We start from the raw sequence: 23,243 nt of genomic DNA on the forward strand, positions 1-23,243 counted from the left end.
GTCGCCGGGGCTCAGCCCTCGTCTTCGTCGCCGGCCGCCGCCTGCGCCGGGCCGCGACCCGCCCGCGAGAGGCCGTGCTGCTTGATCTTCTTGTGGAGGTTCGTGCGCTCGACCCCCAGGGCCTGGGCGGCCTGGGTGATGTTCCAGTCGTGCTCCTCGAGCTTCTTCAGGATGTAGTCGCGCTCCACCAGGTCGCGGAGCTCGCGGAGCGGCACCTCGCCGTAGCGCGAGAGGTCGGCGGCGCCCGCGGCGGCGGGCGGCGGGGCGGCGCGCGGCCCGACCCCCTCCGGCACGTCGGCGGCGGTGATCCGGTCGCCGCTCATGATCACCATCCGCTCGCACACGTTGCGCAGCTCGCGGACGTTCCCCGGCCAGCGGTACGCGCGGAGCCGCTGGTACACCTCGGGGTCCACCGGCTTCGGCCGGAACCCGTTCTCCCGGACGGCGAGCTGGAAGAAGCGCTCGGCGAGGAGCGGGACGTCCTCGAGCCGCTCGCGGAGGGCGGGCGCGCGGAGCGGGACGACGTTCAGCCGGAAGTAGAGGTCCTCGCGGAAGGTGCCCTCGCGGACCTCCGCCTCGAGGTCCTTGTTCGTCGCCGCGACGACGCGCACGTCCACCGTGAACGCCTTCTCGCTGCCCACCCGCACGATCTCGCCGGTCTGGAGGGCGCGGAGCACCTTCGCCTGGGCGGAGAGGCTCATGTCGCCGATCTCGTCGAGGAAGAGCGTGCCGCCGTGGGCGACCTCGAACTGGCCGCGGCGGCGGGCGCCGGCGCCGGAGAAGCTCCCCTTCTCGTGGCCGAACAGCTCGGACTCGATGAGCTCGCCGGGGATCGCCGCGCAGTTCACCTTCACGAACGGCCCGGCGGCGCGCTTGGACTCCCGGTGGATCTCCGCGGCGATGAGTTCCTTGCCGGTGCCGGACTCGCCGGTGACGAGGACCCGGCCGCTGGTCGGGGCGACCTTGGCGAGGTCCTCTCGGAGCCGCTGCATCGCCGGGCTCTCGCCGAGCATCTCGTCGGCGAAGCGCCGCTCGCGGGCGCCGAGGGCCTGGACCCGCTCCTCCAGGGTCCGCCGCGCCAGGGCGTTGCGGACCGAGACGAGCACCCGGTCCCGGTCCACCGGCTTCGAGAAGAAGTCGGCGGCGCCGCGCTTCACGGCGTCCACCACGTCGCTGGTGTCGGCGTGGCCGGAGATCACGATGACGGGGAGGTCGCGCCAGAGCTCGCGCGCCCTGGAGAGCAGGGTGAGGCCATCCATCCCGGGGAGGCGGATGTCGAAGATGCCGAGGTCCACCGGCTCCGCCTCGAGGAACCTCAGGGCGTCCTCGCCGCTCTCCGCCTCGGCGACCTCGTAGCCCTCCGGCTCGAGCACCATCCGGAGGGAACGGCGGATGTTCTTCTCGTCGTCGACGACCAGGACGGTGGGCTTGCTCGGGTCCATGCGGGGGCGAGTATAGGCCGGTCCCCGGGGCCGGCGCCCGATCGTGTGCTCCGGGCGCCGGCCGCCGACCGCCGGTACGTCCAACCTTCCTCGCGCGCCTCGCGCTCGTCGGAGGGTCGGCCGCTACAGCGACTTCAGGTACTCGATCAAGTCCTTCTTCTCGTCGTCGGACAGGCCGAGATGGAAGCGTTCATTGTAGCTGTCGACGAGCTCGAGGAGCTCCTTGAACCGCCCATCGTGGTAGAAGCGGCCCTTGTTCTGCGGCGACATGAACAGCCCGCGCTCGCGCACGAACAGCCCCGCCAGGTTCATCGTCCGGTACGCGCGGCCGGGCGCGCGGTCGGCCTCGAAGCCGTCGATCTTCAGCTCATCGGCCGAGTGCTGATTCCAGCCCGGCTCCGTCCACAGCGGTTTGTGGTGGCAGCTGTTGCAATTGGCCTTGCCGCTGAACAGCTCGCCGCCGCGGGCAGCCGCAGCCGGATCGAAGTCGGTGCCAGGGCGCGGCTGCACGGCCGGCAGCGCCAGCTGGTAGAAGTGCAGCGCGGCCAGCTTGCTGGTGACCTGATCCTCGTCGGGATCGACCGAGACGTGCCCCAGCTTGGCCGCGGCGGCGATCGGGAACTGGTTCGCGTCGTCGAACCGCTCGTCGAAGAACGTCCCGATCCCGTGCAGCTCGTTCACGGCCACGAAAGCGTTCCAGTACGTCACCGTGCCCCAGCCGCCGGTCCACGTATGCAGGTTGTGACCAGAAAGGCCCTGCGCGTTGGGGATCAAGACGGCGCCGGAGACGTTCGTCGCCGTGACGACCCCGTTCGTGACCTGCTTCGGATTGAACGCCTTGCCGTCGAGGAACAGCTCGGCGTCGAACTTGCCAGGCCCCCAGCTCTCCAGCACCTTGCGAACGTCGTCCGCGCCGATACCCGAGTTCTGCGGGGCCAGCCTCAGCAGCTCGACCACCGGCTGCAGATCCGGCGCCGCAGCGATGATGGCGCCGACGTTCAGGTCCCGGTTCGCGAGGCCGTCGATCCGCTTGCCGATACCTGGTGCGACGGAATCGTCCACGGTCGAGTGGCACAGCGCGCACGTGAAGCCGACCTTGCGCAGGCTGCCCCCCTCGAACGAGCCAACCACGCCCAGCACGGCGTTCTGCTCGAGCAGCTGCAGCGTCACGGCGGGATCGTCGAGGTTCACCTTGCCGCCGTTGATCGCCTCGACGATGCGAGGCGAGAGCGCCTCGGCGTCCACCTTCAACCCGAGCGCCAGCGCGTCCCGTGGCGTGAGGCTGCCGACCGCCTGCTGGATCCCGAGCTTGTCGGTCCAGAACGCCTCGTCGCCGTACGTGTCGAACCGGAAGATCTTCCGTCCTTGGTCGATCAGTTGCTTCGCGTTCTCTTCGGCGTCACCGAGGAACCTGGATTCGGTCGCGGCGTCGTGCTTCGCGCGTGGCGAGGCGACCGCAGTCGTCAGCAGGACCACCGCAGCGGCGAGAAACAACGGCGATGCGTAGCGCAGTTTCATCCTTCCCCCCTCGGCACGAGTCTCCAGCGGCGTCGCGGGCGATCGGGGGTGATGCCACTGTCGATGAAGAAGCCGCTCCGGGCCGGGTGCTCGGTCGTGGTGACCGCCCCGCCACCAGGCTCCCCGGTACCCGCCGGCGCCTGCGCCGGACGTGCTCCGGCTGCCGAGCCACGGCCGCTCCACGATTCGACGTCATGTCCATCCGCGCTGTCCCGACCGCTCGTGCAGCCGGAACGTTGACATCGCCGCGAGCGCCTGAGCAGCACCCGGATCGCATGCCGCCGATCGCCCGGTGGTCGGCTCACGAGCGTCGAGGGGATCGCCCGGCGCATCGTGGGCCGAGGAGCCGCTCGCCCCCGCGTCGGCGCGCGACGTGACGAGCCGGAAGGCGCCGGCGGACTACCGCACGTGGAAGAAGCCGGCCAGCGCCCTCATCTCGCCCGCCTGCTCGGCCAGCCCGGTCGCCGTCGAGGACATCTCCTCGGCGGCGGCGGCCTGCTGCTGCACCACCTCGTTCAGCTGCCGCACGGCGCCCCCGACCTGGTCGGCGCCCGCCGACTGCTCGCGCGAGGACGCGGTGATCTCCTGGACCAGCTCGGCCGTCCGCTGGATGCCGGGGATGAGGGCGTCGATGAGCCGGCCGCTCCGCTCGGCCACCTCGACGCTCGACCCGGCGAGCCTGGAGATCTCCTTCGCCGCATGCTGCGAGCGCTCCGCCAGCTTGCGCACCTCCGACGCGACCACGGCGAAGCCGCGGCCGTGATCCCCCGCCCGCGCCGCCTCGATGGCGGCGTTGAGCGCGAGGAGGTTGGTCTGGTAGGCGATCTCCTCCACGATTCCGATCTTCTCGGCGATCTGGCGCATGGCGTGCACGGCGGCTGCCACGGCCTCGCCGCCTTCGCGCGCCGACGCCGCGGATCGCAGCGCGATCTCCTCGGTCTGGTTCGCGTTCTCGGCGTTCTGCCGGATGGACCCCTGCATCGCCTCGATGGCGGCGGAGACCTCCTTCGTGGTGGTCGCCTGCGCGCTGGTCCCGTCCGACAGCTGACGCGCGCCACCCTCGATCTGCTGGCTCCACGCCGCGACGCCGTCGGCGACGCCCTGGACCTTCACGACGACGTCGCGGAGCCGTCCGACCATCGCCTTCATGCTCCCGAGCAGCTGCCCCAGCTCGTCGGAGCGGGTCGCCTCGACCTGCACGCCGAGATCGCCGTCGGCGAGCCTCCCGGTCACCTGCACCGCCGACCGGAGCGGCCCGGTGATCCCGCGGATCAGCGCGACCATCCCGGCGCCGAAGAGCGCCATGGCGAAGAGGACCGCGACGCACGCGATGCCCGCGTCGGCGCGCAGCCCCTTCGTGATCGCGTCGGTGCGATAGCCGATCCGCAGCGCACCCACGACGACCCCCTGGGAGCTCTCGAGCTTCCGCTCGAAGACCGCGATCGAGGAGAGGTCGCCGGGCACGCCGTCCTTCGTCAGGGGCTGGCCCTTCTCGTCCGCCACCCAGACGAAGGCGACGTCGGGATCCTTCTTGACGTTGGCCACCAGCCGGTCGAGCGCGATGAAGTCGAAGTTCTCGACGTAACCGCTCCCGACGTTCTCCACGAGCGCCGCGACGGCGCTCCCCTTCGAGTCGAGGGAGGCGTGGATGGCCCTCGCGCTGCGGTTCGCCAGGAAGAGCCCCAGCCCGCCCACCGCGAGCACCACGAGGGCGAGGGTGGTCGCGATGAAGCGCGAGGCAATGGAGCGGGAGCGCATGGATGCGGTCCTCCGTGCCGCGCCGGAGCGACTCGAGTCGGCGGGCGGCCCGTAGCGGAGAGTTCTAGAACTGGAAGTCGAACGCCTTCGTCACGCCCGCCTCCTTGATCATCGCCATGGTCGGCTCGTAGTCCTTCGCGGTCGCGGCGGCGAAGCCGGTGATGTCGAGGGCGGAGCGGGCCGCCTGGGCCTCGGCCGACCCGTCGGACGCGAGCCCGAGCAGGAGCACGAGGAGCCGTCGCGCGGCCGCCTTGTCGACCCGGGCCGAGATGACGAGGCCGCCGTCCGGGTGCTGCCGATGGTCGCCGCCGACCTGGACGAGCTGGGGGTACTTCGACTGCTCCCTCGCCCAGACGTGGTTCTTGACGATCGCGACGTCGGCCCTGCCGCGCGCGAGGGCGTCGAGGGCCGCGCCGTGCGAGGCGGCGAGGAGCACCGCGGCCGCCGTCGAGGGGCCGAACGAGCGGAAGTAGAACTCGCCCCCCGCGGCGAGCGGCGAGCAGATCACCCGCCTGCCGGCGAACCACCCGGCGGTCCCGTCGAACCTCGGGCTTCCCCTCGGCGCGACGACGACGGCCGAGTAGCTCTTCACTCCCTTCGCGCCGAGGGACCTGGCGAACGGCTCGACGGCTCCCTTCAGCATCATCGCGCAGCTGACGCCCGAGCCGCCGAACATCGCGTCGACCGATCCGGCGGCGAACAGGTCCGTGGCGGACTGGTAGTTGGGGACGGTGACGAACTTCGCGGGGAACCCCTTCTTCCCGAGGTAGTCGAGCAGCGGCTGGTACTTCCTGGCGTCGCCGGACTGAGCCTGCATGATCGCGACCCTGAACTCGGCGGCCTGGGCGGCGGTCGCGGTCGTCAGGGCGAGGAGGAGCGCTGCTGCGCGCAGAAGGATCTTCGCGAGGCTCGTCACGGTTGGTCTCCTGGAAGACTGCACCACGGCGGTAGGCGGGGGCGATGGCTCGGCGCCGCTCGCCGCGTGCGAAGCGCGTGCCGCCGGAGCGTGGCAAAATACGCGCACTCTCTGGCGTTCGATTCGATGCTGCGGACGCCAATCATCGAGATTTCGCAAACCGAAGGCGCGCGATTACCCCCACCTGATCGCTGCGAATGGGGCGTTACACCCACTGCGCTCCTTTGCCGCAAACCCGAGAGGGACGCTGCGAGGGCATCACCCAGCGTGGAGCAGCCGCGGACACCGGGCGACGCGCTCGTATCACCATGAACGATTGGTGTACGGACCGTGCGCTCGTTCCATGGTGCCGCGGACTTCCGCAGGCTGCGGCCCTCGGCGACAAGATGCCGCGTCGCGATCGACGAGACGAATGTGCAAGCCTTTCGGGTCACGTCGTCCGTCCCCGCAGGGAGTCCAGGTGAACCTGGCGGGACGCGCCGGCGAGGACGATGACGGTGACCTGTCGCTGCTCGGGGTTGCGAAGGATCGCTCCGAGATGTGGAGCGATCGCGTGGTTCGTCTTCGCCTCCGCGGCGCTCGCGCTGCCCGCCGGCGACCCGACCCCGGGAACTCTCGCGCCGCTCGTCGTGATCGTCTCGCCGATGGACGGCGCCGTCGTCGGCCGGAGCGCCCGGATCCAGGCGCGGGTCCAGAGCCCGTCGGGCGTCGCCGCGATCTCCTCCGTGTCGGTGTCGATCGCCGGCGCGAGCACGTCCACGTCCACCGTCTCCCTCGCGCGCAACCCGAGCTCGGTCCTCGGCGCGGACCGCGGCGTCTACGAGGCGATCGTCCAGCTCGCGCCGGGCCGCTACACGCTCGTCGCGAGCGCGACGGACACGGCGGCGCGCTCGACGAGCTCCGCCGCGGTGTCGGTGGTCGCGAACGCCGACGGGGGCGACGGCTACCTGCTCGTGCGCGAAGACTCGAGCCCGCTCTGCACCGCGTGCCACGCGCTCCCCGACCACGGCAGCGAGGCCGCCGGCCGCGCGTACGGTGCGTGGACCACCACCTGCCGCGACTGCCACGCGACGCACGGGACCCGGAACACGCACCTCGTCCGCGAGACCATCACGCCGCCGTGGGTCGCCGGCGCCGAGGCTCCGCAGCCGCGGCCCGTCCGGCTCTCGAAGAGGAACGGCTACGCCGCGGCGGGCGGCCCGACCCGGCCCGGAGACGCGAGCTTCGCCAACGGGGACGGGAGCGGGCCCTGCCAGGTCTGCCACACGCGCACCTCGCGCTGGCGGGCGGACGGGACGGCGGACGCCGTCCACCTCGGCGATTGCGCCTTCTGCCACCGCCACCAGACGGGGATGAAGGCTCGCTGCGAGGACTGCCATCCCGCGCCCCCGAGCACCGGCGCGCACGCCGCGCACCATGGACCGTCGGCGCCGTCGCCGCCGTTCCCCAGCGACCCGCGCCCGCTCGGGTGCGGGAGCTGCCATCCGGTCGATCCCGCGCTGCACGGCGACGGCGTCCAGCAGGTGACGCTCGATCCGGACCTGGTCCTCCCCGGAGGGACGAGGACCGCGGGGGCTCGGATCGCCGGATCGTCCACGGCGACGAGCTGCACCGTCGCCTGCCACTTCCCGCTCGGCGCGCCCGCGCCGGCGCAGGCCGTGACATGGAGCGACGCGGGCCCGCTCCCCTGCACCTCCTGCCACGCGAGGATCGACCCGGGCGGCCTCGAGCCCGGGCCGCGGGCGGGCCCGTCGCTCCACGATCCCGTCTTCTCCGAGGCGCGGCCCGCGAGCGGCGAGCCCACCACCTGCTGGTCCTGCCACGACTCCGCCTCGCACGACGCGACGCACCTGACGGGCGACGCGGGCCTCCTGAGCAGCGGCACCGTGAACGCGACCTGCATCGCCTGCCACTCCCCGCCGTCCGGTCCGTCCGCCGGGGCGCCGGGACAGGTGCTGCACCGGGGCTCCGACGCGGCGACGTCGTGGACGCCGCCGGTGCTGCCCGGATGGAGCGAGGAGACGCTCGACGCGACGATCGGCGACTTCCACGGCGGGCGCCGCGGGACCTGCTTCGACCCGAACAAGGGCCCCGTGCCCTGCGCCCCGACCACCACGCCGACCGGCTTCGGCGGGACGCTCCTGGCGCCCTATTACCGTGGGTATCCGGCCATGCCGTGCACGACGTGCCACGCCGGGCACGCGAGCCGGAACGCCTTCATGCTCGCGCCCGTGGTGAACGGCACGACGATCCCGGCCGGCTCCATCGACCGGGCGGGGGTCGGCGCCGAGAAGCTGTGCGAGGCGTGTCACGCGGGCGGCCGCCACGATCGGTGCACAGGTTGCCACACGAACGCGTACGCCTGCGACGACTACGGTCAGTGCTGGATGGACTCCGCTGCCACGCACGTCGATCCGGCGCCCGCCGGCAGCGCCTGCTTCTTCTGCCACGGCCACGAAGGGATGACGACGGCCTGGCGGTCGCCGTTCGGGCCGCATGGCGTGAGCGGCACGGACTGCGGCCACTGTCACGCGAGCGGCTGGGCGAACTCCCCGAGCGATCCACCCTTGACCGTGCCGCCGAGCTACACCGCGCCCTTGCTGGGGACCGGCTCGATGAGCGTGAGCGGGATCACCTCGTCCAGCGCGAACCTCGCCTGGTACACGACCAAGAACGCCTCGAGCCAGGTCGAGTACGGCGTCGGGATGCCGAACTACGTCACGGGGAGCACGGCGCTGACCACGACGCACTCGGTGGCGCTCTCCGGGCTCGCTCCCGGGACGACCTACGTCTGGCGCGCGCGCAGCGTGGACGCGCACCGGAACGTGCTCCGCACCTCCCTCTCCACGTTCACGACGATCGCGGAGGGAGGCGTGCCCCATCCCGACATCGTGAAGACGGGCTCCGTCACGGTGGAGGCGCCGCAGACGACGACGGCCGCGGCCTTGCAGTGGTACCCGGTGGCCTCGCCGACCGGCAATCCCGTCGAGTACCGGGTGCAGCTCGCGTCCGACACGACGTTCACGACGCTCCTGAACGGCTCCCCGCCCGACTCCGGCTGGATCTCCGGCGCGCCCACGATCTACTTCGGCAAGCCGGTCCTGTACTTCCAGGTCACGCTCACGAACCTGCCGCTGGACGACTGCGGTTCGTTCACCCCCAACTCCTACTACTGGCGCGTGAAGGCGCGCGACTCGATCACGGGGGTCGAGTCGGACTGGTCGGCCGTCGATCTCTTCTGGGCGTGGTCCTACCTCCCGTACTGCTGAAGTCCGTAAGCTGGGCGGCTGCGTTCGCGATCAGGCTCGGGGCGCGTGCCTCGACCTCCGTCACGTCCGCATCCCCCACCGGCGGACGGTCCGCGCCTCGAGCTGGCGGAAGACGAGGTGCTCGACGGCGAGGCCGATCGACACCACGGTGACGAGGCCCGCGAACACCTGCGGCATGTCCAGCTCGCTCTTCTTCTCGTAGATGAACCAGCCCAGGCCGCCGCGGCCCGAGCTGACGCCGAAGACCAGCTCGGCGGCGATGAGGGTCCGCCACGCGAACGCCCACCCGACCTTCAGGCCCGTGAGCAGGTGCGGCGACGCCGCCGGGACCAGGATCCGCAGCGCGAGCAGCGGCCCGCGCAGGCCGTAGTTCCGGCCCACCATCCGCAGCGTCGGGGAGACGCTCGAGAACCCGGCGTGCGCGTTCAGCGCGACCGGCCACACGACCGAGTGCACGAGCACGAAGACGATGCTCCCCGCGCCGATCCCGAACCAGAGCAGGGCGAGGGGCAGGAGGGCCACCGCGGGCAGCGGGTTCAGCATCGCGGTGAGCAGCTCGAGGAGCTCCGCGCCGATCCGCGTCCCGGCGGCGGCGAAGGCGAGGACCGCGGCGAGCCCGACGCCGCCCGCGTACCCCATCAGCAGGAGCTTCAGCGAGATCGCCACGCGCCCGGGGAGCTCCCCGTCCCGCACCGACTGGACGAGCGCGCGCACGGTGTCCGAGAGGGTCGGCACGAGCAGCGGGTTCGCGAGCTGCCGCGCGTACCCCTCCCAAGCCGCCGCGAGGAGCGCGAGCAGCAGGAGCTTGCGGACCCAGGTCCGGTTCGCGACCGCCGCGAGGCGTGACCACGGCGACGCGACTGCCGCGGGCCCGGTGACGCCGGGGGGATCGGTGGGGACGGCGGCGAGGTGCGGTGCGGTGCTCATATGCTCCAGTCCTCGAGGGCGTCGAAGACGAGCGCGCGGACCCGGGCCTGCGCGTCATGCGCGTCGCCGGCGAGCGCGCCCTCGCCGACGCGGAGATCGGCCCGGACGCGGCCGGGGTGCGCGGAGAGGAGGATGACCCGGCTGCCGACCCGCACCGCCTCGGCGATGTCGTGCGTGACGAAGAGCAGGGTGAAGCGCGCCTCGCGCCAGAGCTCGAGGAGCTCCTCCTGCATCCGCTCGCGCGTGAGCGCGTCGAGCGCGCCGAACGGCTCGTCCATGAGGACGATCTCCGGCTGAAGCGCGAGGCAGCGCGCGATGGCGACCCGCTGCTTCATCCCGCCGGAGAGCTCGTGCGGGTACGCGTGCGCGAACGGCGCGAGGCCGACGCGGCGGACGTGATCGCGCGCGCGCCGCTCCGCCTCCGCGCGGCGGAGCCCCCGGGCGGTCCGGAGGGCGAACACGACGTTCTCGTGGACGGTCTTCCAGGGCAGGAGCTGATCGAACCCCTGGAACACGACGATCCGGTCCGGCCCCGGCGAGACGAGCGCGCGGCCGTGGAGCGAGATGCGCCCCGCGGCCGGGGGGAGGAAGCCCGCGACCGCCTTGAGGAGCGTGGACTTCCCGCAGCCGGACGGGCCGAGGAGCGCGACCCGCTCGCCCGCCTCGACCTGGAACCCGACGCCCTCGGTGGCCACCACGCGGCGCCCGCCGCTCCGGTACTCCAGCGTCACGCCGGCGAGATCGAGGAGCGGCGCGCCGGCGAGCGTCATCGCCGTCGCCATCTCAGCTCCCCGGCTGCGCGTGGACGGTGGGGAAGAAGAGGTCGCGCCAGCTCTTCGGGCGCGCCGGCGCCGTGCCGATCCGCGCCATGAAGTCCGCGAACACGCCGACGCGCTCCGGGGTGGTCGTGTACCGCACGGCCGGGTCCTGGACCTGCGCCAGCACGCTGGCGAGCGGCTCCTTCGAGCCGCTGACGCGGAGGTAGGTCTCCGCCGCCGCGCGAGGGTTCTTCGCGATCCAGGCCACCGCGTCCTGCAGGGCGGCGAACACGACCGCGAACGTCCTCGGGTTGGCGTTCGCGAACGCCTCGGTCGAGGAGAGCACGTTGAAGGTGTGCGGTCCCCCCAGGAGCTCGTACGAGGAGAGGACCGTCCGCACCCGACGATCCGCGAGCTCCTGCGCGACGAACGGCGGGCTCGCGACGTGCGCGGTGAGCTCGGAGCGGCCGGAGAGCAGCGCGGCCGCGGCGTCGGGGTGCTTGACGGCCACGGTGAGGCGGTCGAGGCGGCTCCACCCCGCCGCGCCGAAGGCCCGCTCGGCAGCGAGCTGGAGGACCACCGCCTGGATGGAGACCTTCACCGACGGCAGGGCGATCCGGTCCTTCTCGCCGAAGTCCGCGACGGTCTTCACCGCCGGGTTCGTCGTGTTCACCACCACAGGGATCGAGTCGAGCGCGGCGACCCCCTTCACCTTGCCGCCCGTCCTCCCCCACAGCAGGACGAGCGGCGCGACGCCGGTCGCGATGTAGTCCACGCTGCCGGAGAGCAGCGCGTCGTTCGAGGCGACCCCGCCCCCGAGCACCGCCCAGGTGACCTTCACGTCCCCGAGCCCGGCCTGCGCGGCGCGGTGCTCGATGAGCTTCTGGTCCTCGAGCACGAGGAGCGGCAGATACCCGAGGCCGTATTGCCGCGCGATGCGGATCTCCTTCACCTCGGCGCGGGGAGCCCCGGGGAGGGCGAGCGCGGCGAGGGCGAGCAGCGCGGGCAGGATCTTCCTTCGGTGTGGCGTCATGGAGCCTCCTGGCTCGCGCTAGCGCGCGAGCCGATCGAGGTGGGTGAGGAAGGGCCGCTCCGCCTCCTGGCGGGCACGGCGGACGTCGTGGGTGAGCTCGGTGACCTCGCGCGGCTCGATGAGCCACACCGCGGCGAGGTCGTCCTCGGGGGCGCGCGCCCGCAGCGCCTCGTACTGGCGGCGGAACTCGGGCCCGGCGACGAGCGCCTTCACGGGGACGCCGACGATCTCGAACGCCTCCGCGCCGCGCTGCACCGTGACCGCCACCGGGCGGTCGAACCAGAGGCTCGCGACGAGGTTCCGCTGCGTGCCGGAGCTCTCGAGCCGCTCCAGGTGGACGAGGCGGCCGTCGTCGTCGAGGTGGATGGACGGGGCTACGGTGGCGTGCGGCCGTCCCGAGCGATCGCTGGTGGCGAGGATCTTCACCGTCGCGGCGTCGGCGAGCAGCGCCGGGATCCGCGGGTCGAGGGAGGTGGCGGTCATGGTCGGAGGAGCCTCGAGAGATCGGTGTCCGGGTGGTTGCCGCAGTGCCGGTAGTCGTCGAAGTCGATGGGGAGCCCGTAGCGAGCGCGGAGGCCGTGGAGCCCCTCCGCGAGCGCGACGTAGTAGTCGAGGGACGCGTTGCGTTGTCCCGCGAGCGCGGTGCCCGGGCGCGGCGACCACACGATGAAGACCGTGCTGACGCCGCGCGAGGCGAGCTCCTCCGCCTCGTCGAGCGTTCGCCGCAGCCCCTCCTCCTCGGTGGCGAAGCCGTGTGGGCGCGCCAGCTCGACCCCGGCGACGATGCCGGTGTCGACCCGGCCGCGGCCGAAGACGTCCACGGCGCGCACGAGCCGCTCCTTCCACTCGCGGTACCCCACCCAGCGCGCCTTGCCCGGGCAGATCCACGAGAACAGGCGCTCGTCGAGCACCTCGAGATCGGCGGTGTAGCTCGTGAGGCCGGTCTCGCGCCGCAGCCGCTCGAGCTGCGCCGGCTCGAAGGCGGTGCCGATGAGCTGGCTCGGGAAGCGCGGCGTGCGGAAGGAGGCGCCGATCGCCCGGAGGATCTCGACGTAGTAGTCGACCTCCGCGTCGAACGGGCGCGCGCCGCGGGTGTTCGAGCCGGCGGTGATGCAGATCCCCACGAACCGGCCGGGCTCGCGCAGCGCCTCGGCGACGGTCTCGCGGACGTCCTCGGGATCGAGGCGGGCCGGGATGCCGAGGTCGTCCTTCCCCTTCCGGAGCTGCGGGACGATGTCGCAGAAGAGGCAGCCCTCGCCGTCGTTCCAGAAGTGGCAGTGGCGGTACGGGAAGACGTTGAGCCGCTGCGGGCGCGCGCTCACCACGAACTTCATCGGCAGCCCGGAGCGGGTCCGCTTCGCGTAGTAGTCCGGGCGCGGCCAGTACTCGACCTCCTCGATGGGCGCGCCGCCGTCCACCAGCGCGAGGCGGCCGTCCACGTGGTCCACGACGTACGGCCGCTGCTCGAGCGGGGTGGGGGTCGTGATGATCGAGCTGCCGTCCCGGAGCAGGAGCGACTCCGGGCGCGGCGCGATCCGCCCGTCGCGCGCGCCGAAGATGTGCGTGCCGGTGACGGAGTGGCGCTCGGGATCGAGGAGCGCGAGCGCGCGGTCGGTGTAGTGGACGCCCCGCCGCTGGACGTCGGTCTTCAGCACGACGAGGCGGGGGACGTCGGGGTGCCTCGCGCAGACGGAGGCGAGCTCCGATGCGCCTTGCACGGGGTGCAGGGGGGTCGCCTGCGCGATCGCGGTGGACATGCGACGCATCTTAGATAACGGAGGCGCGGCTTGTAAAGCGGAGAACTGGTGCGCTCGAATCGACGAATCGCCGTTGATCAGCGGGTGCGGCGTGGCGTCACGTCCGTGAAAGCGGACGACGCGGAGGTTGCGGGCTCACCGCGCCGCCCGGCGCGAGAGGATCACGAGCGACCGCGCCTCGACGCGCACGGTGCCGCGCGCCTCGACGAGATCGCGCTTCGCGTCCGACGCGCCGGCGGTGTCGGCGAGGATCTCCCACGCCTGGCCCCACTCCACCTCGGGGAGCCGGTAGGTGACCGGCTCGAAGTGGGCGTTCATCAGGACGAGCAGCGTGTCCCCGACGATCCGCTCGCCGCGCTCGTCGGGCGTGTCGATGGTGTCGCCGCCGAGGAGGAACGCGACGGAGCGCGCGAAGGGCTCGTCCCAGTCCTGGCGCGTCATCTCGGTCCCGTCCGGCCGGAACCAGGCGAGGTCCTTGAGCGAGGAGTCGGAGAGGTGCGCGCCGCGGAAGAACCGGCGCCGCTGCAGCACCGGCTGGGAGAGGCGGAGCCGGATCAGCCGCCGCGTGAAGCCGAGCAGCGCCCCGGCGCGGTCGTCGAGGTCCCAGTCGAGCCAGGAGAGCTCGTCGTCGTGGCAGTACGCGTTGTTGTTCCCGCCCTGCGTCTTCCCCATCTCGTCGCCGGCGGCGATCATCGGGACGCCCTGCGAGACGAGCAGCGTCGCGAGCATGTTCCGCATCTGCCGGTCCCGGAGGGCGATCACGGCGGGGTCGTCGGTCGGCCCCTCGACGCCGCAGTTCCAGGAGTAGTTCGCGTCGGTGCCGTCGCGGTCGTCCTCGAGGTTCGCCTCGTTGTGCTTGCGGTCGTAGGACACGAGATCGCGCAGCGTGAAGCCGTCGTGGGAGGTGACGAAGTTCACGCCCGCGAAGATCTTCCGCCCCGCCGCCTCGTACAGGTCCGCCGACCCGGTGAGCCGGTAGCCCATCTCGCCCGTCTGGTCCTCGTCCCCCTTCCAGAACCGGCGCACCACGTCGCGGTACTTCCCATTCCACTCCGACCAGTTCACCGGGAACGCGCCGACCTTGTAGCCGTCCGGCCCGAGGTCCCACGGCTCGGCGATGAGCTTCACGCGCTCGAGCACCGGGTCCTGGTACACGGCGACGAGGAAGCGCGAGGCCTCGTCGAACGACTCCGGGTCGCGGGCGAGCGTCACCGCCAGGTCGAAGCGGAAGCCGTCCACGTGCATCTCCTGCACCCAGTACCGGAGCGAGTCGAGGACGAGCCGGAGCGCCGCGGGGTTGGTGGTGTCGAGGGAGTTCCCGGTCCCGGTGTAGTCCAGGTAGTGCCGGGGCGACTCGGGCGAGAGCCGGTAGTAGCTGCGGTTGTCGAGCCCCTTGAGCGAGAGGGTGGGGCCGAGGTGGTTGCCCTCGCAGGTGTGGTTGTAGACGACGTCGAGGATCACCTCGATGCCGGCCCCGTGCAGCGCCTTCACCATGTCGCGGAACTCGCGCACCTGCTCCCCGCGCGAGCCGCTCGAGCAGTACCGCTGCTCCGGCGCGAAGTAGCCCAGGGTCGAGTACCCCCAGTAGTTGCGGAGCCCCTTCTCCTCCAGGAACGCCTCGTCGGCGGACTCGTGCACCGGGAGCAGCTCGACCGCCGTGACGCCGAGCCGGACGAGGTGGTCGAGGGCGGGCTTCGAGGCGAACCCCGCGTACGTCCCGCGCAGCTCCGGCGGGATCTCCGGGTGACGCTTCGTGAACCCGCGGACGTGGACCTCGTAGACGATCGAGCGGTGCCAGGGGGTGCGGGGCGGACGATCGTCTCCCCAGTCGTACGCGTCCCCCACCACCACGCCCCGCGGCATCGCCGCGGCGGAGTCCGCGTCGTCGTAGGCGAGGTCGCCCTCGGGGGCGCCGCGCCGGTAGCCGTACACCGGACCGCGCAGCTCGAGCTCGCCCGAGATGGCCCGCGCGTACGGGTCGAGCAGGAGCTTCGACGGGTTGAAGCGCGCCCCCGTCTCGGGCTCGTACGGACCGTACGCCCGGTAGCCGTACCGCGCGCCGACCCTCACGCCCGGGAGGTAGACGTGCCAGACGTAGCCGGTGCGCTCCGGCAGCCGCACCCGCGTCTCCGCGCCGTCGTCCGCGAAGAGGCACAGCTCCATCGCCTCGGCGTGGCGCGAGTAGACCGCGAAGTTGACGCCCTCGCCCTCGGGGGTGGCTCCCAGGGGGAACGGACTTCCCGGACAGACACGCTCGACGCCCATGACCGCTCCGCTCTCCAGGCCCGCTCCTCGAACTTGGGGCGGGGGAGGGGCCGTCGCCAGCCGCGGCTCGCCCGGGGGGCGGGTGCGCGGCCGCCGCCCCGGTCACCCCGTTCCCCGCCGCGAGCGCTGGCCGGGATCGCCGCGCGCGACCCGTCGCCGCCCTGGCGCACGCCGGCGCGCCTCCCGCTCGCGCGCCTCCCGCACGAACCGGACCAGCGCCTCGGCCCGGTGGTCGGGGGTGTGCTCCGCGAGGACGCGCCACCGGGCCCGGGCGGCGATCGCCCGCCGCTCGTCCTCGGGCAGGTCGTCCAGGATCGCGAGCGCCTGCGCCGTGGAGGCGGCGAGCAGGATCTCGCGGCCCGGCGCGAAGAACGCCTCGATCCCCGGCCACCGATCGGAGACGACCGGCGTCGCGCAGGCGGCGGCCTCGAACAGGCGCACCGAGGGCGACCAGCCGGCGCGCACCATGTCCGCGCGCGTGACGTTGAGCGTGTACCGCTGCGCCGCGTAGAACGCGGCGTGGGCGGCGGGCGGGAGGTGCTCGAGGCGCGCCACGTTCTCCGGCCACCCGACGCCCGCGGGGTACTGCGGCCCCGCCACGGCGAACCGCGCCGCCGGCCGGGCGCGGGCGGGCTCGACCAGGAGCCGCTCGAGGGCGGGCTGCCGGTCGGCGCTGTACGTGCCGACGTACCCGAGGTCCCAGCGGAGCGGCCGCGGCGAGGGCCGGTGCACCTCCGGGTCGGCGCTGCAGTAGAGCGGCCGCGCCGCCGCCGCCCCGAGGTCGCGCTCGATGCGGCGGAGCATGGGACCGCCGGTGAACGACAGGTACAGGTCGAACGCCGGCACGAGCTCCGGGGCGAGGTACTCGCACTCGCGGCGGGCGAGGCGCGCGACGGTGACCGGCGTGTCGATGTCGTAGAAGGCGGTCGTGCCGCGCGCGAGCTCGAGGACGAGCCGCGCCACCTCGCGCCCCTCCGGCACGTACGAGCCGACCACCGTGACGTCGGCGTCGCGGAGCCGCGCGCCGAAGCGATCGCGCAGCTCGGCGAGGCTGCCGTAGAGCTCGACCTCGCAGTACGGCGGTCGGGCCAGGTCCCGGTGCGCCGCGTACCAGGGGACGTCGCGCTCGAGGAAGAGCACCCGGTGGCCGGCCGCGGAGAGCGCCCGCAGCAGCGCGCGGTACGTCGTCGCGTGGCCGTTGCCCCACGACGACGTGATCGACAGGCCGAGGACCACGAGGTCGAGGCGCGCGCTCATCCGGCGGTCCCCTCCGCCGACGCCGGGGCGCGCCCGGCGCCGTCTCCGCCGAGGCCGAGGGCGGCCTCGACCGCCGCCGCGCGGCGGTCGTAGGTGTGCTCGGCGAGGACCCGCGCGCGCGCCGCGGCGCCGATCCGCCGCGCCCGGGCCGGCGTGAGCGCCGCCAGGTGCGCGACGACCTCCGCGCCGTCGCGCGCCGCGAGCACCTCCCTGCCCGGCTCGAGGAACCGCTCCAGCCCCTCCCACGCGTCGGTGACGAGGCAGGCGCCCGCGCCGGCGGCCTCGAACACCCGGGTGGCCGGCGAGAAGCCGTTCCTGGCCATGCTCTCGCGGGACACGTTCAGGATCGCGAGCGGGGTCGAGTTCCAGGCGTTGTGATCGGCGGTGCCGACGTGCCCCGCGCGGCGGACGTTCGCCGGGACGGCCCGGGCGTCCCAGCCCGCGCCGCCGAGGAGGAAGCGGCGCCCGGGCAGCGCGGCGGCCGGCCCGAGGAAGAACTCCTCCACGCGCGCCTCGCGATCCGGGAGCCGGTTGCCGAGGAACGCCAGGTCCGCCTCGAAGCGCGGATCGGCCGGGGCGGGGTGGTGCGTGGCGGGATCGAGGGCGTTGTAGATGGGCACGCATGCTCGCGCGCCCAGCCGCCGGTAGCCGGCCACGACCGGCTCGCCGCCGCCGTAGGTGAAGACGTGGTCGTAGCGCGGGACGAGCGTCCGGAAGGGATCGCCGGGATCCCGCGCGAGCCGCTCGAGCGTCGCCGGCGCGTCGACGTCCCAGAAGGCGATCCGGTTCCCCGGGCGGCGCAGCTCGAGGACGCGGGCCTCGAGGAGCGCGTCCTCCACGCCGACGCCGCTCGCCTTCACCACGAGGTCCGCGCGCCGGGCCGCCTCCAGGCACGCGTCGAGCGTCGCGGGCACGTCCGGGCGCCAGATCACGACGCGCGCGTACGGCGGATCGGGGATGTCCCTGTGTGCGTGCCGATCGTAGGCGTCCGGCTCGTGGAAGGTGATCGAGTGGCCGCGCGCGTGCAGCGCGCGGGCGAGCCCCCGGTAGTAGGTCGCCGCCCCGTTCCAGTACGACGAGACGAGGCTCGAGGCGAAGAACGCGATGTCGAGTCGGTCGTTCATGCGCGGGGTGCGCTCCGGGTTCGCTGAGAAGTTAGGCCCACGCTCCACCGCCCGCAGGAGCCCACCCCGCTCGCCCGCCCGGACTTGTACGGACGAGCGAACCCGATCCGGCGCGCGGCGATCGGCGAGGGAGGCCGGGCGCGCGTCGGACGTTGCCCGGACGCGACCCTGTTCGCACGTTTTGCGGGGAGGGCCAGCCTTCACGCCGGGAGAATACGGCGGCGCGCGGCCCGGGGAGAGCCATGGGCGACCGGCGGATCCTCATCACGGGCGGGGCGGGGTTCATCGGCTCGCACCTCGCGGATCACCTGCTCGCGCGCGGATACGCCGTGCGGGCCCTCGACGACCTGTCACCCCAGGTGCACGGACCCGGCGGGCGACGACCGGCCTACCTCGATCGGGAGGTGGAGCTCCTCGTCGGCGACGTGCGCGACCCCGAGGTGGTGCGCCGCGCGCTCCGCGGCGTCGGCGCGGTGGTCCACCTCGCCGCCGCGGTCGGCGTCGGCCAGAGCATGTACGAGGTGGACCGCTACGTCGGGGTGAACGACCTCGGGACGGCGGTCCTCCTCCAGGCGCTCATCCAGCGGCCGGTGGAGCGGCTCGTGGTGGCCTCCTCGATGAGCCTGTACGGGGAGGGGCTCTACCGCGACGCCCGCGGCCGGCTCGTGTCGGCGGAGCGGACCCGCGCGCAGCTCCTCGAGCGGCGCTGGGAGCCGCTCGGCGAGGACGGCGGGCCCCTCGAGCCCGTCCCCACGCCGGAGACGAAGCCGCCCGCGCTCGCGTCGATCTACGCGCTCTCGAAGCTCGACCAGGAGCGGATGTGCCTGCTCGTGGGCGAGGCCTACGGCATCCCGACGGTGGCGCTCCGGTTCTTCAACGTCTACGGCACGCGCCAGGCGCTCTCGAACCCGTACACCGGCGTCCTCGCCATCTTCGCCGCGCGGTACCTGAACGGCCGGCCGCCGCTCGTGAACGAGGACGGGCTGCAGCGGCGGGACTTCGTCTCGGTGCGCGACGTGGCGGCGGCCTGCCACCTCGCGCTCACGGTGCCGGGGGCGGCCGGGCGCGTGCTCAACGTCGGCAGCGGCCGGAGCTTCACCGTCCTCGAGGTCGCCGGCCGGCTGGCGGACGCGATGGGGCGCGAGGACGTCCGGCCGGAGGTGACGCAGAAGTACCGCGTGGGGGACATCCGCCACTGCTTCGCCGACATCGGGGAGGCGCGGCGGGTGCTCGGCTACGAGCCCGCGGTGCCCTTCGACGCGGGGCTCGAGGAGCTCGCGGGCTGGCTCGAGGGGCAGATCGCGCACGACCGCGTGGGGGAGGCGAGCGCCGAGCTCACGTCGCGGGGGCTCTCGCTGTGACCGACGATCGCGTGCTCGTGGTGGGCGGCGCCGGCTTCATCGGCGCGAACCTCGCCCACCGGCTCCTCTCCTCCGGCGCGCGCGTCCGCGTGCTGGACAGCCTCGCCCGGCCCGGCGTCGAGCGGAACCTCGCCTGGCTCCAGGCGACCCACGGCGAGCGCCTCGAGGCGACGATCGCCGACGTCCGCGACGCGGAGGCGGTCGCGCGCGCGGTGCGGGGCGTCTCCGCCGTGTTCCACCTCGCGGCGCAGGTCGCGGTGACGACGTCGCTCGTCACGCCGCTGCACGACTTCGAGGTGAACGCGCGCGGGACCCTGAACGTCCTCGAGGCGGCGCGGCGGGAGGACCCGCCGCCGTTCGTCCTCTTCACCTCCACGAACAAGGTGTACGGCGCCCTCGAGGACGTGTCGCTCGTGGACGTCGGCTCGCGGTACGCTCCGGTCGAGCCGGGGCTGCGCCGCGGGATCTCCGAGGCGCGCAGCCTCGCCTTCCACTCACCGTACGGCTGCTCCAAGGGCGCCGCGGAGCAGTACGTGCTCGACTGGGCCCGGACCTACGGCGTGCCCGGCACGGTGTTCCGGATGAGCTGCATCTACGGCCCGCACCAGCTCGGCACGGAGGACCAGGGCTGGGTGGCGCACTTCCTCCTCCAGGCGATGCACCGCCGCCCCATCACGCTCTACGGCGACGGCAAGCAGGTCCGCGACGTGCTGTTCGTCGAGGATCTCCTCGACGCGTTCCTCGCCGCGCGGGAGCGGCCGCGCGAGGTGGCCGGTCGGGCGTTCAACGTGGGCGGCGGGCCGGAGAACACCGTGAGCCTGCTCGAGCTGCTCGAGCTCGTCGCGGAGCTCGAGGGCGTGGCGCCGCGCGTGCTCCACGACGGCTGGCGGCTCGCCGACCAGCGCTGGTACGTGTCGGACCCGTCCTCGCTCGGGCGCCTCGCCGGCTGGGCGCCGCGCACGGGCGTCCGCGAGGGCGTCGCGCGGCTGCACGCGTGGCTGCGCGACGCCGCCCGCGCGCCGCGCCCCGTCGCGAGCCCGGCGGAGGCGGGGAGCCGATGACCCGGGCGGCGCACATGCGCGCGGCGGTGCTCGCGGGGCCGCGGCGCCTCGACCTCGTCGAGGTGGCGCGCCCGGAGCCCGGCCCGGGCGAGGTGCTGGTCCGGCTCGAGGGCTGCGGCGTGTGCGGGTCGAACCTCGTCCCCTGGCAGGGGCGGGAGTGGTTCCGGTACCCGTTCCCCCCCGGCGCGCCCGGGCACGAGGGGTGGGGGCGCGTCGCGGCGCTCGGCCCCGGCGCGGCCGGGTTCGCCGACGGGGACCGCGTCGCGCTGCTCTCCGGCGCCGCGTTCGCGGAGTACGACGTCGCGCCCGCCGACCGGCTGGTCCGGATCCCCGCCGCCGTCGCCGGCCCGTTCCCGGGCGAGGCGCTCGGCTGCGCCGCGAACGTGCTCCGCCGGAGCGCGATCCGCGCAGGCGACCGCGTCGCGCTCGTCGGAGCGGGGTTCCTCGGCCTGGTGACGCTCCGGCTCGCGGTGCTGGCGGGGGCGCGGGTGGTGGCGCTGTCGAGGCGGGAGAGCGCGCTCGCGCTCGCGCGGCGGTACGGCGCGGCGGAGACCCTCGCGACCGGCGCCGATCGCGACGCCGACGTGGCGCGGGCGACGGCGCTGGCGGGGGGGCTCCTCGACGTGGTGATCGAGGCGGTGGGGAGCCAGGCCGCGCTCGACCTCGCGTCCGCGCTCGTCCGGGAGGGGGGCCGGCTCGTCGTCGCGGGCTACCACCAGGACGGCCCCCGCACCGTGGACATGGGGCTGTGGAACTGGCGCGGGATCGACGTCGTGAACGCCCACGAGCGCGATCCGCGCGTGCAGCGCGACGGGATCTTCGCGGCCGCCGGCGCGGTCGCGGAGGGGCGGCTCGACCCGTCGCCGCTGTACACGGCCTTCCCCCTCGCGCGCGCCGGCGCCGCGCTCGAGGCGATGGAGGCGCGGCCCGACGGGTTCGTGAAGGCCGTGCTGACGACGTGATCGCGCTCCCCTCCCAGCCCACGCGGCGGCCGCGGCTCGGGTTCCTCGGCGTCGGCTGGATCGGGCGCCATCGGCTCCGGGCGATCGTCGAGAGCGGGCTCGCGGAGGCGGTCGCCATCGCCGACACCGCGGCGCCCGCCGCCGCCGAGGCCGCGGGGGCGACGGGCGGCTGCCGCGTGGAGGGCACCCTCGACGCGCTGCTCGACCTCGACCTCGACGGGATCGTCGTGGCCACGCCGTCGGCGCTCCACGCGGACCAGGCCATCCGCGCGCTGGAGCGGGGCGTGGCGGTGTTCTGCCAGAAGCCGCTCGCCCGCAGCGCGGCGGAGGCGCGCCGCGTGGTCGAGGCCGCCCGCGCCGCCGACCGGCTCCTCGGGGTGGACCTCTCGTACCGGCACGTGGCGGGGGTGGACCGCCTGCGCGAGCTGGTGCGGTGCGGCGCGCTGGGGCGCGTCCACGCGGTGAACCTGGTGTTCCACAACGCGTACGGTCCGGACAAGGCCTGGTCCCAGGACGCCCGCCTCTCGGGCGGCGGCTGCGTCGTGGATCTCGGGATCCACCTCGTCGACCTCGCGCTGTGGGTGCTCGGCTTCCCGGAGGTGGACGACGTCACCGCCACGCTCCGCGCGGGCGGCGAGCGGATCCGGGGGCGGGCGCACGGGCTGGTCGAGGACTTCGCCGCGGCGCAGCTCGAGCTGCGTGGCGGGACCGCGGTGCAGCTCGCCTGCTCGTGGCGGCTGCACGCGGGGCAGGACTGCGCCATCGAGGCGGCGTTCTACGGCACCGAGGGCGGCGCCGCCCTTCGGAACGTGAACGGCTCGTTCTACGATCTGGTCGTCGAGCGCTTCCGCGGCGCCCGCCGGGAGCTGATCGCCGGCCCGCCCGATCCGTGGGGCGGCCGCGCCGCCGTGGCGTGGACGCGCGCGCTCGCGGCCGGCGTCCGGTTCGATCCGTCCGTCGCGTCGATCCTGGAGGTGCAGGCGACGCTGGACCGCATCTACGAGGCGTGACGGAAGATCATGAGAGTCCTCCTGCACGCGGACGCGGTGGGCGGCGTCTTCACGTACGCGGTGGAGCTCGCGCGGGCCCTCGCGGCCCGGGGCGTCGAGGTGGTGCTGGCGACCGAGGGCGCGCGCCTCGCCGACGATCAGCGCGCCGCGCTCCGGGCGGTCCCGGGGCTGGTCCACGCCGAGGGCGAGTTCCGGCTGGAGTGGATGCGCGACCCCTGGGACGACGTCGCGCGCGCCGGCGCGTGGCTCCTCGCGCTCGAGCGCCGAACGCGCCCGGACGTGGTGCACCTGAACGCCTTCTCGCACGGGGCGCTCCCCTTCCGGGCGCCCAGGCTGGTGGTCGGCCACTCGTGCGTCCTCTCCTGGTTCGAGGCGGTGAAGGGGACCGCCGCCCCGCCGGAGTGGGACCGGTACCGCCGCGCGGTGCGGGCCGGGCTCCGCGCCGCGGACGCGGTGGCGGCGCCGAGCCGCGCGATGGCGGCGGCGCTGGTCCGCCATCACGGCCCGATCCCCGCGCCGCTCGTGATCCCGAACGGCCGCGACCCGGGGCGGTTCCCGCCGGGGGAGAAGGAGCCGCTCGTGCTCGGCGCGGGGCGGCTGTGGGACGAGGCGAAGAACGCGGCGGCGCTGGCGGCCGTCGCCTCCGAGCTGCCCTGGCCGGTGGCCATCGCGGGGGCGGACCGGCTCGAGGCGGCTCCGGCCGCGGCGCGGGACCGCGCGCCGTCCGCGCTCCCGCCGGCGCGCGCCACCCTCCTCGGCCGCCTCGCGGAGCCGGCCCTCGCGGGGTGGCTCGGGCGCGCGGCGATCTTCGCCCACCCGGCGCGG

Annotated in this window: 18 protein-coding genes; 6 read left to right on the forward strand and 12 right to left on the reverse strand. The window is 73.9% G+C overall.

Annotated features, from left to right (window positions below):
• Positions 1-11 precede the first annotated feature (11 nt).
• From MNZ27_RS09485 to MNZ27_RS09500, 4 genes are all read right to left on the reverse strand, one after another.
• On the reverse strand, positions 12-1,442 hold the full coding sequence (locus MNZ27_RS09485) for a sigma-54-dependent transcriptional regulator (protein WP_242393807.1): 1,431 nt from the start codon (positions 1,440-1,442) through the stop codon (positions 12-14).
• A 123-nt stretch (positions 1,443-1,565) separates the two neighbouring features.
• A complete protein-coding gene (locus MNZ27_RS09490; RefSeq protein ID WP_242393808.1) occupies positions 1,566-2,960 on the reverse strand; it encodes a hypothetical protein in 1,395 nt (464 codons plus the stop codon).
• Between the two features lie 399 nt (positions 2,961-3,359).
• Complete coding sequence (locus MNZ27_RS09495) at positions 3,360-4,718, reverse strand: methyl-accepting chemotaxis protein (protein WP_242393809.1); 1,359 nt, start codon at positions 4,716-4,718, stop codon at positions 3,360-3,362.
• Positions 4,719-4,782: 64 nt separating this feature from the next.
• Positions 4,783-5,634 carry a phosphate/phosphite/phosphonate ABC transporter substrate-binding protein gene (locus MNZ27_RS09500; RefSeq protein ID WP_242393810.1) on the reverse strand — a complete coding sequence of 284 codons (852 nt, stop codon included), beginning with the start codon at positions 5,632-5,634 and terminating at the stop codon, positions 4,783-4,785.
• A gap of 518 nt (positions 5,635-6,152) precedes the next feature.
• Between MNZ27_RS09500 and MNZ27_RS09505 the strand changes: the two genes are divergently transcribed.
• Positions 6,153-8,903: a cytochrome c3 family protein gene (locus MNZ27_RS09505; protein ID WP_242393811.1), complete on the forward strand. Its 2,751-nt coding sequence runs from the start codon at positions 6,153-6,155 to the stop codon at positions 8,901-8,903.
• A 60-nt stretch (positions 8,904-8,963) separates the two neighbouring features.
• Here the strand turns inward: MNZ27_RS09505 and MNZ27_RS09510 are convergent, their stop codons facing one another.
• The 8 genes from MNZ27_RS09510 to MNZ27_RS09545 form a co-directional block, all read right to left on the reverse strand.
• Positions 8,964-9,830, reverse strand: a complete 867-nt coding sequence (locus tag MNZ27_RS09510) for an ABC transporter permease (protein ID WP_242393812.1) — start codon at positions 9,828-9,830, stop codon at positions 8,964-8,966.
• Positions 9,827-10,612, reverse strand: a complete 786-nt coding sequence (locus tag MNZ27_RS09515) for an ABC transporter ATP-binding protein (RefSeq protein ID WP_242393813.1) — start codon at positions 10,610-10,612, stop codon at positions 9,827-9,829. The genes MNZ27_RS09510 and MNZ27_RS09515 overlap by 4 nt, the downstream gene beginning before the upstream one ends.
• Before the next feature lies 1 nt (position 10,613).
• A complete protein-coding gene (locus MNZ27_RS09520) occupies positions 10,614-11,621 on the reverse strand; it encodes an ABC transporter substrate-binding protein (protein WP_242393814.1) in 1,008 nt (335 codons plus the stop codon).
• A gap of 18 nt (positions 11,622-11,639) precedes the next feature.
• Positions 11,640-12,104: a hypothetical protein gene (locus MNZ27_RS09525; protein WP_242393815.1), complete on the reverse strand. Its 465-nt coding sequence runs from the start codon at positions 12,102-12,104 to the stop codon at positions 11,640-11,642.
• Positions 12,101-13,378 (reverse strand): radical SAM protein, encoded by a 1,278-nt coding sequence (locus tag MNZ27_RS09530; protein ID WP_242393816.1) that lies wholly within the window; start codon positions 13,376-13,378, stop codon positions 12,101-12,103. Before MNZ27_RS09530 ends, MNZ27_RS09525 begins: the two co-directional genes overlap by 4 nt.
• 135 nt (positions 13,379-13,513) lie before the next feature.
• The gene (gene glgX, locus MNZ27_RS09535) at positions 13,514-15,643 is read right to left on the reverse strand and encodes a glycogen debranching protein GlgX (RefSeq protein ID WP_242393817.1); all 2,130 of its coding nucleotides are present in this window, start codon (positions 15,641-15,643) and stop codon (positions 13,514-13,516) included.
• 102 nt (positions 15,644-15,745) lie between these two features.
• Positions 15,746-16,900: a CgeB family protein gene (locus tag MNZ27_RS09540; RefSeq protein ID WP_242393818.1), complete on the reverse strand. Its 1,155-nt coding sequence runs from the start codon at positions 16,898-16,900 to the stop codon at positions 15,746-15,748.
• The gene (locus MNZ27_RS09545; protein ID WP_242393819.1) at positions 16,897-18,024 is read right to left on the reverse strand and encodes a CgeB family protein; all 1,128 of its coding nucleotides are present in this window, start codon (positions 18,022-18,024) and stop codon (positions 16,897-16,899) included. The genes MNZ27_RS09540 and MNZ27_RS09545 overlap by 4 nt, the downstream gene beginning before the upstream one ends.
• 242 nt (positions 18,025-18,266) lie before the next feature.
• Between MNZ27_RS09545 and MNZ27_RS09550 the strand changes: the two genes are divergently transcribed.
• The 5 genes from MNZ27_RS09550 to MNZ27_RS09570 form a co-directional block, all read left to right on the forward strand.
• Positions 18,267-19,385 (forward strand): NAD-dependent epimerase/dehydratase family protein, encoded by a 1,119-nt coding sequence (locus MNZ27_RS09550; protein WP_242393820.1) that lies wholly within the window; start codon positions 18,267-18,269, stop codon positions 19,383-19,385.
• A complete protein-coding gene (locus tag MNZ27_RS09555; protein ID WP_242393821.1) occupies positions 19,382-20,446 on the forward strand; it encodes an SDR family NAD(P)-dependent oxidoreductase in 1,065 nt (354 codons plus the stop codon). The genes MNZ27_RS09550 and MNZ27_RS09555 overlap by 4 nt, the downstream gene beginning before the upstream one ends.
• A complete protein-coding gene (locus MNZ27_RS09560) occupies positions 20,443-21,408 on the forward strand; it encodes an MDR/zinc-dependent alcohol dehydrogenase-like family protein (RefSeq protein WP_242393822.1) in 966 nt (321 codons plus the stop codon). The genes MNZ27_RS09555 and MNZ27_RS09560 overlap by 4 nt, the downstream gene beginning before the upstream one ends.
• Entirely contained in the window at positions 21,405-22,418 is a 1,014-nt protein-coding gene (locus tag MNZ27_RS23985) for a Gfo/Idh/MocA family protein (protein ID WP_242393823.1), read from the forward strand. The genes MNZ27_RS09560 and MNZ27_RS23985 overlap by 4 nt, the downstream gene beginning before the upstream one ends.
• A 9-nt stretch (positions 22,419-22,427) precedes the next feature.
• The coding region (locus MNZ27_RS09570; RefSeq protein WP_242393824.1) for a glycosyltransferase at positions 22,428-23,243 on the forward strand (816 nt) is incomplete at its 3' end.

The sequence above is a fragment of the Anaeromyxobacter oryzisoli genome, from assembly GCF_022690765.1.
Taxonomy (GTDB): Bacteria; Myxococcota; Myxococcia; order Myxococcales; family Anaeromyxobacteraceae; genus Anaeromyxobacter; species Anaeromyxobacter oryzisoli.